The organism is Candidatus Neomarinimicrobiota bacterium (genome assembly GCA_041862535.1).
Taxonomy (GTDB): Bacteria; Fidelibacterota; Marinisomatia; order SCGC-AAA003-L08; family TS1B11.
In genome coordinates this window covers 1-12,640 of record JBGVTM010000066.1, presented here as the reverse complement: position 1 = coordinate 12,640, position 12,640 = coordinate 1, and the positions used below count along the sequence as shown (strand labels likewise).

Genomic DNA, 12,640 nt, shown 5'->3' with positions numbered 1-12,640 from the left:
TTGCCAGCACCTCCTGGAGCATGTGCTTGTCCAGGCTCGGATTGGCCACCAGCTGCTTCAGGCGACGGTTCTTCTCTTCCAGCACTTGCAAGCGTCGCACTTCGCTGCTGTCCAAACCACCGGACCTTTTCTTCCAGCGATGAAAAGTCTGCTCACAGATCCCCATTTTCGGGATCACTTCCTTCACCGTTGTTCCCGGTTCAACCTGCCTCGATGCAAGGGCAATCTGCACCGGGGCGTAGCGACCCTGTCTCACGGTAGAAGCCTCCTTTTTTCAAGGTTGCCGATTTTACCGAATTACTCACACTTCAACTGGAACAAAATCCGGAGAGAATGTCCTTACTTTGGAGAACTTTAACTGCAAATGGTGTAATTTTTAGTGGTAAGGTCAGTGGGAAGAGTACTATTACCTGCATACCTTATTCGTCGCACGGCGGAAAGCAACATATGAAATGCTCAGGACTAAATTGTGAAGTAACTTCAATTGCCAGCCTTAGTCTCTATCATTAACCAGAAAGGAGAGTTATAAGCTATGCAATTGAGGATAATAACCCCAGCAGGCTTGTCTGTTCTACTCCTGATAGCGCTCACTTCTTGTGATAGCACTTCGAGAGCCACCTGGCGCTATTCTCAGGTCTACGAGCCGGCCAATCCCACGCAGCAGTTTACCACGACAGTATTTGCCCTGGATGTCCTGGAGAATGACGCATTTGCACCGCTGCAAGGCAAATCGGTGGCGGTTCTCACCAATCAATCCGGTGTCGACCGGAAGGGGGACCATATCCTGGATCTCATCGCCCAGGCGGAAGGGGTTGAGCTGAAGGCCATTTTCGCCCCAGAGCATGGTTTAATGGGCAAAGCCTCCGCCGGGGAGAAGGTGGCCGATACGGAGGACACGAGCACGGGAGTGAAGGTGTACAGCCTTTACGGTGCGACACTGAAGCCCACCCCGGAGCAGCTGGCCGGGGTCGATATCGTTCTCATCTATACGCAGCATTCAGGAGCGCGCTACTATACCGGCCCCAGCACCATGACCCTGGTGATGGAGGCCTGCGCCCAGGACAGTATTCCCATCTGGGTGCTGGATCGACCCAATCCCATACGAGGTGACATCGTCGATGGTCCCAACCTGGACACGGCGTATGCCTCCTTCGTGGGTAGGCACCCGGTAACCATCCGCCATGGTATGACGCTGGGGGAGCTGGCGATCATGATCAACGAGGAGGGGTGGCTGAGTGATGGCCTGCACGCCGACTTGACCGTAGTACCGGTGCTGAATTGGGAACGTGATATGTGGTGGGACGAGACCGGGCTGGAGTGGGTTAAATCATCCCCCAACATGCCGAATCCGGAGACGGCCCTGGCATACCTGGGCACTTGCCTGTTCGAGGGGACAAATGTATCAGAGGGGAGAGGAACCTACGAGCCCTTCCTTATCTGCGGAGCGCCCTGGATCGAGGAAGGGTTGGCGGGCATGCTGAACGATTATCATCTGCCGGGCGTTGTATTCGAGGATATCGTTTATACTCCACGATCTATCGAGGGAGCCGCCTATCCCAAGTTTCAGGATCAGGCCTGCGGCGGGGTGCGGCTGACAATCACCGACCGGGAGATCTTTCAGCCTATCCAGACCGGTGTAGTGATGATTCACACCATCCGGGAGCATTACCCTCAGCAGTTCAAGTGGCAACACCAGAGGCATTTCGATCGCTTGTGGGGTTCGGATGCGTTGCGCCGCTACATCGAAGACGGCCGCGACATCCGCGCCCATGCTTCCACCTATGCGCACGACCGGGATCAATTCGAGAAGCAGCGCGAGAAGTATCTGATCTACGGGAAGTGAGGTCGGCCCTATCAGATTGACATGCAGCGTTTCAGAACAAAGGAGACAGATTTGGGCTAACTACTGAGAGACACTTGCGCTCAGTTGAACCTGGTTGCATGAAGTCTTTGAATTAGTGCGAAGAAGTCCGAGTCCGTGGCCCGTGAGATCATGCGAGGGATTCGCAGGAAATACTCGGCAGAGGAGAGGGTCACCACCGTTCCGGAAAATCCGCCAGAAGACGAGCATACTTCCGCTCTGAAGAAAGGCCCCTACCCGAAACTCCGGAGATGCTATCACAGCCCATTGATTTTTCACGAGAACAATATTTTAAAGTTAGTTAATATCAAGTTATCTTATGCGGCACATAATCTTCCGTGGTCGCCATTGTATTGGCTTATTAACTGATAAACCAATCAAGTGGCCAGGAGCAAAAGGATATGCTCATGACCCCACATAACCACATAAGAATGTCATAAAGAATATCTTTGATAGAGAATATCTTTGATATCAAAATAAAGAATGCTTAGCTTGCAAATTATAAAAAATGTGCCATGTTTCCCCCCAACTTTTTGGTTTTTAATCCAATTCAAAATATATATGGCATAGGAGGCCTCATGAAATCAAGTCTATTCCGAACTGGCCTTTTCCTTTTGATATCCATAGAGTTTGCGTTTGGCGGTTTGACCGGCAAAATTGCTGGCACGACTACGGATGCAGAAACCGGTGAGGCCCTATCAGGTGTCAACGTCTACCTTGAAGGTACCACCCTGGGAGCCGCATCGGATGCGGATGGCTATTACGTCATTTTGAACGTCCCCCCGGGTACGTACACCCTCATCGCGTCCATGATAGGCTATGAGCGGACGGAGATCACAAATATTCGAGTTACCATCGATCTGACTACTACCCAGGACCTCGAACTGCGTTCCACTGTCTTGGGTCTTGGCCGGGTGATCGTCGAGGCTCAGAGACCGGTGGTAGCCCCCGACGTATCAGCCAGCCAGGCCAATATCGATGCCACGACCATTATACAGATGCCGGTGGTCAGTGTACCCGAGGTAATCGAATTACAGGCCGGTATTGAGTCGGGTTTGCGAATCCGGGGTAGTGACGCTTATCAGAGCCTCTTCCTGATCGATGGTCTTGCCCTGATCGATGAGCGGCGCAATCTACCGTACACCGCCATCACCCTGAGTTCTGTGAAGGAAATCCAGATCCAGACCGGCGGATTCAATGCCGAATACGGCAATGTGCGGTCAGGCGTGATTAATGTGATTACACAGGAAGGTGATCGTAATCGTTACTCGGGCACAGCTACCCTGCGCTATAATCCACCCGCGCCCAAGCATTTTGGACCCTCCATTTTTTCCCCCAATACCTACGCCACCCGCCCCTTTCTCGACGATGATGTATGCTGGACCGGCACCACAAGCGGCGCCTGGGATAAATATGAACAGAGACAATACCGCCAATTCAAAGGCTGGAACGCCGCGGCGGAAGCACTGATCGTCGACCAGGATCTGAATAATGATCTATCCCCAACCGCGCTTCAACGGCTATGGAAATGGGAGAAGCGTCGCCAGGGAGATATCGAAATTCCGGACTACACGATCGATCTAGGCTTCGGGGGCCCCATCCCCATCATCAGCCCGAAGTTGGGTAACCTGAGATTCTTTCTCTCCGCTCGCTCAGAGCAAGAGGCATTCCTCTACCCGCTTTCCCTAGACAGCTATAACGAGGATATAACCCAATTGAAGCTGACCTCTGACATTGGGCAGAGCATGAAGCTGACCATCTCGGGACTATATGGTGAAATCCATTCGGTATCACCCGCTCAGTGGACGACGCCGCCTGAGGGTGAGTACTTCCGGAGCGTATATGGCCTTGCCTCAGACGTACTCGGCGATTCTCCCAATGATATGGTTTATATGCCTGGCTACTATAACCCGATGGCGATTTATCGGACCATCTTCGGCACCTATTTCTCCCACATCCTGAGTAACCGGACGTACTACGACGTTTCGGTACAATATATGTTCAATCAATATTATGCTGACCGTACCGCCGATCGGGATACCACCCGGAAATATGAGATCGTCCCCGGGTATTATTACGCCGATGAAGCGCCCTATGGCTACTACGGAGAGATTCTCGATTCGTTCACTGACGGCATGCGCATGGGCGGCTGGATGGGGTTCGCCTGGGATCGAAGTCGTAACTCAACCTTTGCCCTCAAAGGTGATCTCACTAGTCAGATTAATCCCACACATCAACTTAAAACCGGCTTTCAATTTATCTACAATAGTCAGCGGATTAACTCCGCGAACTTGAGCACGAAAGACACCTGGACCTACTTTCTTGAGTGGGAACGATTCCCGTACAGAGTGGGCGCATACCTGCAGGATAAAATTGAAATCAAGGAATTCATCGCTAATCTGGGCTTGCGCCTGGACCTTTCGAACGCCAATGGAACGTGGTATGCCCTGGAGCCATATGACGATCTACTGACCAGGGGGAAGGGTGATAGAATCGATGAACTGGCTACGAAGACAGAGAGCGAAGGCCTGTGGTATTTAAGTCCCCGCCTGGGTGTCTCCTATCCCATTACGGTGAATTCAAAGCTATACTTCAATTATGGTCATTTTCGCCAAGAGGCTCAGAGCGGTTATCGTTTCCGCCTGAATCGAGAGCAAAGTGGCGCCATTTATCAGATCGGTGATCCTGACCTGCCCCCCTCCAAAACGGTAGCCTACGAGCTGGGTTTCGAGCAGAACATTCTCAACAGGTACTTATTGAGGGTCGCCGGTTACTACAAAGATGTGACCGAGCAGCCCAGCTGGTCGCGATATCTCACCAAGAACCGCGCCGTCGACGTCTACCGAGCCCTGACTGACAATTATGAGGACATCCGTGGACTTGAGTTGACCCTTGAAAAACGGGCTGGCCGAATGATTACCGGATTCATCAACTATACCTACAGGGTCAGCAGCAACGGATTTTTCGGCTATCGCAGTTACTACCAGGACCTCACTGAACAGCTAGACGACATTGCCCTGAATCCCTATCAATCGAAACCCCACCCGAGCCCTTATCTTCGTCTGAACCTGAATATCCATATTCCCACAACTTTCGGTCCCCGGCTCCTGGGATTATATCCCATAGGCGGGTGGAACGCCAATTTCCTGGCTAACTGGAGAGCCGGCAGCTATTTCACCTACAATCCACAACAATTGCCCGGCATCGTGGATAATGTCCAGTGGACGGATTATTATAATGTGGACCTGCGCTTCACCAAGACCATGCAGATCTTCTGGTCAGAGGTTCAAGTGTTTGTGGATATCAGCAACCTGTTCAACTTCAAGACCTTCAGTGATGCAGGTTTCTCCGGGAGTGAGGATCGTGACCAGTATATGGCTTCCCTGCACTTCCCGTTTGAGGAAGGGGCCGAACACGGTGATGACCGGCCTGGGGCCTACCGTAAACATGGTGTCGATTTCGTCCCCATGGAAACGGTAGAGGATCTATCCAAAGTGGTACCGATCTCCAGAGTGATTTATTATAATACATCTGGAGAGAAATACGTTGACGCTAATGGAAATAATGTCTGGGATACCGATGAAACCTTCACCGACCTCAATGAAAACGGCTCCTATGACGGTCCCGATACCTACTGGCAATATAAAGAGGAACGTTGGGACCTGGTGGATAAGAAATATCTCGATCAGGTCTTGGAAGACAGAGCGTACATCGATATGCCCAACTTCACGTACTTCACCTTCCTGAATCCCCGACAGATTACTGTCGGAATCAAGGTCAGTTTCTAAGAATAAAACAATATCGGAGATATCAGATGCGTCTGACCAAATGGTCCAAAGCTTCCCACTTGCTAACCATGTTAGGTATTAGCATTGTACTCCTGACAACCGAAAGCTGGTTACAGGCACAAACAGGCCCCGCCGTGGGTCTACGGCGATATATCCGGGTGGGTCGTTTGCATCACTATCTGGATGCTTACGGCAGGGAGAGGGCTACCACCGGCACGTATTATGAGGGTATGATATGGCCCGCCGAATATAACCGGCAGGATTGCTTTGTAATCCGGCGGCACTTTTTAGCCGCAAAGAGTTGGACGAGCCCGGAAGGTGTTTTCTATCCTTACTATGCGCTGCAATTCTACCAGAACGGTTATACGCGTACAGCGGCTATGGAGTGCAAGGCGACGGCCCGATTCCCATTGCCGGCGGTGTATGTGGACGGTTTCAGCGTCAATGCCCCCTATGAAGGTGATATTGATGAAATAGATCCAACGATCAAACCGGACCGGATCATCACGAATGTGGTTCGAACCGACATGGGCGTGACCATGACACGCCGCATGATCGGCTTCAGCCAGCAGTACCACGATGACTACTTTATTGTTGAATTCACCTATAAAAACGATGGTAATACGGATGACGATGATGAAATCGAATTGCCCGGTCAGACCATTACGGCCTTCCGCTCTGGTGGTTGCATGCACATGACCACTTGTCGTGAGGCGTCGTATTTACTTCACGGCCGGGATGGGTGGGGAGCCGATCAGTGGCAGACCAAGCGGGGTGAAACATATCCCGATTGGGTAGCCGGAGATCCCACCGCCGATTCACTGCGATGCACCATGACCTGGCTGGGGCAACTGGATCTCCTCAACTTCGACAACATCGGTGGGCCCGATATTGAGGGCAATGGGCGTTTGAGCTCCGCCCAGCACGCAGGGATTTGCATTTTACACGCAGACAAGAGTGCATCGGACAAGTCGGACGACCCCCATCACCCCTCCACTCTAGGTTGGAACGGAAACGACAACGTCCCCCAACCCACAAGCATCAGTGGCCCCATCATGAAGGTGGCCTACGACTTTGCGGCCGGTGTAATGACCTACGGCGATACCACCAGGATGTGGGAAGAGAATAGGGACAAGTATCCCCAGAGCCTGGTGGACTACGGTGGTGCGTCTGCGGCGTTCGGCTACGGTCCATACGACATACCATTCGGTGACAGTATTCGCTATGTAGAAGTCTGGGCTGTGAATGGCCTGGACCGACAGAAATGTGAGCTCATCGGTGCCAACTGGAAGAACGGAGGGGGACCGTTTCTCATGCCCGATGGCAGCGAGACCAGCTTCACTGGTCTTTCTGCAGAAGCCAACGATTACAAGAATGCCTGGGTTTACACCGGTATGGATTCCCTGCTGCTCACTTACGGGCGTGCCAGGCGTGCTTTCCTCCTCGATTACGACATCCCCCAACCCCCGAGACCACCGCAGGTTTTCAATGTGGCATCGGGCGGCGATCGGATCCTGCTCACCTGGGAACCGGCCGAGGGTGTTGAAGAAGCCTCTAACTTCGGTGGGTATCGCATCTATCGCGGCGTGGGCAGATGGGACACCACCTACACCGAGATTTTCGCCTGCGGCGTGGGCACCGCTAATCCCGAGATCGTATACGAGTTCAATGATCTAACGCCGATCCGCGGTTTCGATTATTATTACTACATCACTTCCTTCTCGGATGGCAGCCTGAACCACTCGACGGCTAATCCTGGTGGGCAATTAGAAAGCAGCCGGTTCTACACCCAAACGAGTCGACCGGCAAATTTGAAACGACCCGCCGGCGAAGCCCTGGAAGATATTCGCATCGTTCCCAATCCCTGGCATATCAGACAGCGGGGATTGGCGCAATCAGACATCTTCTTCCCCGGTCTTACCGCCGTCGATCGACTTATGTTCTACAATATTCCCGGGTGGTGTACCATCCGAATCTACACCGAACGAGGTGATCTGGTCACCACGATCGAACATGACGATGGCACCGGCGATGAGGCCTGGAATTCCATTACCGATTCCAGGCAGGTGGTGGTGAGTGGAGTCTATATCGCCTACATCGAGGTGACAAAGGACCAACACGACCCCGTTACCGACGAGATCCTCTATCGGAAAGGGGACTCAATCATCAGAAAGTTTACCGTCATCCGTTGAGCTGTAAAAAATGCTCCTACTACTTCAATAAAGAAGCAACTAAGGAAGAACTGATGATATTTAAGAATATTTCCTTCATATTTCTCTCAATCATACTGGTTGCCTTGTTCAATTGTGAGAATTATCAGACCGATGAGGAGCGTACCATCTCAGAGGTGGACCAATACGCGTGCGATTTGCTCCAAGATACGCTGTTTGTATCCATAGCGGCAAAAGGGGTAACCAATCTGCAAGCAGAATGGGTGGATATCGACATTGGCACCGTCACGGATTCCTTCGATGTTCTCACCACCAATACATCGCTCAAGATCACGTACCCTATTTTTAAGGACTCGTTGAATTATGATACCAGCTATGTCTTTTATGACAACAGCAATGGGCCGCTTGAAGTGGTCTTGGTATTTACTGACTTCTGGGGTATTGAGTTCCTGATGAAAGATGGTTCGATAGTCGAATTCATTTCAAAAGACGCGATTGATATAGAGACTGTGGCGAGTTGTACTGAACTGGTGGAAGTACGACCACAAGTATGGGCAGCAAAGCCGATCATAAAAACCCGTTATGTCTTTGAGCTTGAGCAGGAGCCATACTTGGCAAGGTTCATTAAAATGGAAGCAACACAAAGGGCATCATCCCGAGCAGCCATCGTCGAGAATTATTAGCGAACTAGCTGCCTGAAATAACTTCAACAATAAAAAGGTAAGCAGCATGTTGAAATTCCAACGTTTAATTCATTTATCAACTGCCATTCTGGTCATTATTGCTGGTGCACCCACGACGGCTTACTCTCAGATTGAGCTGACTTCCGGTAAAAAGCAAAAAATAGCGCAGACGGGGTATCAGTTTCTAAGTATTGGGAGTAATGCACAAGCCGCTGCCCTTGCCGACGCCATGACAACCATGCCACTGGGATCCAGCTCCCTGTTCTATAATCCCGCCGGGATAGCCCATATGGACGTCTTCTTTGATGCAATGATGGGCCGGAATTACTGGATCGCAGATATAACTCACAACGCATTCGCAGTTGCAATTAACCCTTGGAACGGTCGCTATGGGGCTCTCGGAGTCAGCCTGATCAACGTCGATTACGGCGAGTTCCTCGGGACTATGGTATGGCCCAATGACAAAGGCTACATCGACACGGAAATCTTCACCCCCAGTGCACTAGCCCTGGGGGTCGGCTATGGGCTCAGACTGTCAGAGAGGTTTGCAGTCGGTGGACAAGTAAAATACGCAACCCAATATCTGGGTTGGGCTGTAACCTCCGTTGATGAAGCCGATTCGCTTGCCTTAAATAAGGCCGTCTCCAATGCTGTGGCGTATGACTTCGGAACGCTTTACCGAACCGGTTTCAAGGATTTGGTTTTTGGTATGTCGGTGCGGAATTTTTCCAACGAGATCAAATACGTCTATGAGAGCTTCCAGCTACCACTGACGTTCCGGATTGGTGCCTCCCTGGATCTTTTTAATTTCTGGGGCAACCGCCCGGCGGATCAGTCGCTGATGTTGATGGTAGATGCCGCTCACCCCCGTTCGCATCCTGAGCACGTAAATTTCGGAGTGGAATACAGCCTTAAGGAAATGTTACATATTCGCGGCGGGTATATGCTTAATATGGACGAGCAGGACCTGAGCTTCGGATTGGGTCTTAACCTGCTCAGCTTCGCGCTGGATTATGCCTATACCCCCTTTGGAGTTTTGGGCAATGTGCAATGCTTCTCACTCCGATTCTTGATCTAAACCATTGATGGTAGGTTAGCCTTAAAAAGAGTAGCCAAGATTTAAACGGGAGTACATAATGACCACCCATAAAATCCCCAAGTTAACGGTGATTCTGATCATCCTGGCAATCATGGCTGTATGGTTTATAGCCTGCGAACCCCCCGCACATCCACCCAGCTTGTTTGATCCTGATGAAGTGCCACGGCCCGATCCTGTTATTACTCACGTAATTCCCGTAGGCAGTGCTCGTATCGCAAAGGACACCCTTAGGATTTCAGGCGAAAATTTCTCCCCCATTCTCGAAGAGAATATCTTTTACATCGCCGGAATCCAAGCGCCTATTGACGCTGCCTCAGACACATTGTTGAAGTTGCTCGCGCCGAGAGTCCAGGGAGATTCCATGGATATCCACATCGCCGTACGGGGCGCCCTCAGGTTTGCCGTCTGGGAGAATTACACTCTGAGACTGCGATAGGATATTCTCGACTTCAATAGAAAAAATCCCTGTCTCCTCGATAAGAAGGCGGGGATTTTTTCTATGGGCTTTGCAGGAAAAACTCGTTACCTCGATATCCCCGCCCGACCGTGCGCTGCTGCCTGAATTATGACTATATGCCGGAAGGTGGCTTAGAGAGTGTCCCTATCAGGAGTAGAATTAATGCCGGCGCACCCGCCAGTCAAATTGATGACCGTATCCGCGCCCCAGACGCTCTAGAACGTAACGATTAGTATTAACGCCCGTAATAGGGCGCACTGTATTGCTTCACCCGCTCCAAGCGCACATCTATCTTTAGAATTTGCGGTGCTCCAGTTGTGGGTTTAGAAGCGTAAAGATAGGAGTCAGTGCCCCAGCCGAAGTAAGTGATCGGCGGCTTGATGAGACCCGGGTAAAAATACTCAAAGATGTCCTCAGCGGCATAATAGACAATAAGGGCCGAAGTGGCAGCATCCGTCGCAAAATAGATATCACCGCTGGAGGAGAAAGTGAAGCAGTTGATCGTCACCCCCGTAAACTTGTCAATTGAAGAGAAATCTAACACCAGCTGCTTTGTACCCAGGCTCCCATCGCCCTGGATGGCGCTGCGCCATAACTTCTGCGCGCCCGTGCTGGCATCGGTCTCCATCACGTACACATAGCCATCATAAATCCGCACGCTCGACAAGTCATAGGAGTACGTATCCATGGTGGACTGACTGCCATCGGGCTTGACCCGCACTAAATCAGTAGCCAATGCCACCCACAGGCTGCTATCCTGATCGAAGTCCAGATCATAGGCTTCTTTCCCGAAGGCTACCCAATCGGTCTGCACACCGGTGGTGTCAAAATACGATACCCGGCCCCGCTTCCGCAGGTTCCAGGTGGCATATACCAGACCCCCGGGCCCAACCTTCATCCCATCAGACTGAAAAAAGGTTGCATCGTAGTCTTCAAGGATACCGTCCGGGGCAATTTTCCGCAATATATTGCTCTGTAAAGACACATATACATTTTCATCACTATCAACTGTAATCGCCGCAGGTAATTCTGAGGCAAGGAGAGTACCATAGCTAACCACTGAGGGAAGAATCCGGTAGTAAACCGGGCTACTGAACAAGTAAGCCCCTAACCTGGCAACTTTAATTTTCAGGGAATCGCCAACAAGCAAGGGCGTCTTGATGGTGATGACGGCATTGGAGGCACTCACGATCTCCGCACGGGTGTCATTAAAGAAAACGACGTTCGAGTCAGCCGTAGCCGAAAAATTGCTGCCGATGATCCTCATTACGCCGATACCCGCCATGTTCCAATCGGCCGGCTCAACGTTGGTGACCACCGGTGTGGTCGTGGCATCAGGATCATCCGGGAGGTCCCAGATGCTGGTGGGCTCCTCAAACTCACATCCTACGATAATAAGACCAAGCAAGCTAAAAGCAATAATAAGCAAGGGGTAAAAACTCTTCCCCGGCCTTAATAACCTCATAGTACCCTCACTGGATAGCATTTATTAATCCCTGAGTAAATTTTCCAGGCTTTTTCTTCCCCGGATCAGCTTTACATCGAGAACCGCAGCGTGAACTGCTGTACTTGATCCAATATCCCAAATGGGGTATAGGCATAGTCTAGCGACAAGCCCAACAGGTGCAGCCCAAACCCGAATGTGGCACCGCGTTCATCGAAATTCACCAGGTAGCCACTACGCAAGAACAGCGTATTAAAGAAGGCATACTCCGCTCCCACATTCATCTGCTCCGAGACTGCCCGCGGGTGAGAGGCATCAATATGCAGCTGTAAGGACTGGGATCTCATTGGCAGCTGAAATAAATCGAACAGGTTCGCCGAAATTCCGATTCGGAATGTCAAGGGGAGTTGAAAACCCTCCCGCTCGTATTTGATTTCATTGGAAAAATTGCGCACCGACATACCGACGGTCACACTTCTATAACCGGTCTTAAAAATGGTCCCAAAATCAACCGCCGTAGCAAAGGCGATATTCTTGCTGACAATAAGTGAGTCTTCTTCGAGTCCAATCGGGATAACATTCTCGGCCAGGAACTGGCCCACATGCTTGACGTGTCCGCCAACTGAGAAGCGATCCGAGATCGCTCGAGCATAGCCGACACCTATCGCCAGGGCGTTAGGCGTAAATACCTCGGTATCGATATAGCCCTGATCATTCTGCCAGACCATGGTACCTTCGACCTCACCGTAGTTGACGGCGAAGAGGCTGATTCCGAAAACGCCTAATGCTCCCCGGGCGGGACTGATGGCAACGGAAAAGGCATTGTGAGTAATATCCGCGATCCACTGATTCTGACTTGCGGCCAGATCAAAGAAGGCGTCCATCTGCGCCATCCCGGCGGGATTAAAGAACAGCGCGCCCGAGCCCCACTCCGTGGTGGTCATGGCGCTGCCCATGGCCAAGGCCCGCGCGTCCGCACCCACACTCAGAAACTGAAAACCCGTCTGGGCCAATTTCGCCTTGGGGTAAATAGCTGTGCCGGGAACAAGCACAATACAAATAAATACCACGCTTAAGATGTTTTTTCTCACGATAACCGCTCCAGTACTATCTGAAAACTCCAGTCCTTGGCCACTA

General features: G+C 51.3%; 9 protein-coding genes. 6 read left to right on the top strand and 3 right to left on the bottom strand.

Annotated elements, in window-relative coordinates:
• Window positions 1–256 (bottom strand): transposase (locus ACETWG_02900; GenBank protein ID MFB0515537.1); only part of this gene is annotated, 256 nt, incomplete at its 3' end.
• A 276-nt stretch (window positions 257–532) separates the two neighbouring features.
• Between ACETWG_02900 and ACETWG_02895 the strand changes: the two genes are divergently transcribed.
• The 6 genes from ACETWG_02895 to ACETWG_02870 all read left to right on the top strand — a co-directional run bounded on the left by ACETWG_02895 (window position 533) and on the right by ACETWG_02870 (window position 10,038).
• Window positions 533–1,843: an exo-beta-N-acetylmuramidase NamZ domain-containing protein gene (locus tag ACETWG_02895; GenBank protein ID MFB0515536.1), complete on the top strand. Its 1,311-nt coding sequence runs from the start codon at window positions 533–535 to the stop codon at window positions 1,841–1,843.
• A 596-nt stretch (window positions 1,844–2,439) separates the two neighbouring features.
• Entirely contained in the window at window positions 2,440–5,649 is a 3,210-nt protein-coding gene (locus ACETWG_02890; GenBank protein ID MFB0515535.1) for a carboxypeptidase-like regulatory domain-containing protein, read from the top strand.
• A 26-nt stretch (window positions 5,650–5,675) separates the two neighbouring features.
• The gene (locus tag ACETWG_02885) at window positions 5,676–7,841 is read left to right on the top strand and encodes a fibronectin (protein MFB0515534.1); all 2,166 of its coding nucleotides are present in this window, start codon (window positions 5,676–5,678) and stop codon (window positions 7,839–7,841) included.
• Window positions 7,842–7,894: 53 nt separating this feature from the next.
• Complete coding sequence (locus tag ACETWG_02880) at window positions 7,895–8,503, top strand: hypothetical protein (GenBank protein ID MFB0515533.1); 609 nt, start codon at window positions 7,895–7,897, stop codon at window positions 8,501–8,503.
• Window positions 8,504–8,549: 46 nt separating this feature from the next.
• Window positions 8,550–9,581, top strand: coding sequence for a PorV/PorQ family protein (locus ACETWG_02875; GenBank protein MFB0515532.1), 1,032 nt, complete (start codon window positions 8,550–8,552; stop codon window positions 9,579–9,581).
• A gap of 58 nt (window positions 9,582–9,639) precedes the next feature.
• Window positions 9,640–10,038 (top strand): hypothetical protein, encoded by a 399-nt coding sequence (locus ACETWG_02870; protein ID MFB0515531.1) that lies wholly within the window; start codon window positions 9,640–9,642, stop codon window positions 10,036–10,038.
• Between the two features lie 256 nt (window positions 10,039–10,294).
• On the opposite strand, the gene ACETWG_02865 is transcribed toward ACETWG_02870, so the two are convergent.
• Both ACETWG_02865 and ACETWG_02860 read right to left on the bottom strand, forming a co-directional pair.
• Window positions 10,295–11,524, bottom strand: a complete 1,230-nt coding sequence (locus ACETWG_02865; protein MFB0515530.1) for an IPT/TIG domain-containing protein — start codon at window positions 11,522–11,524, stop codon at window positions 10,295–10,297.
• A 71-nt stretch (window positions 11,525–11,595) separates the two neighbouring features.
• The coding region (locus ACETWG_02860; protein MFB0515529.1) for a PorV/PorQ family protein at window positions 11,596–12,640 on the bottom strand (1,045 nt) is incomplete at its 5' end.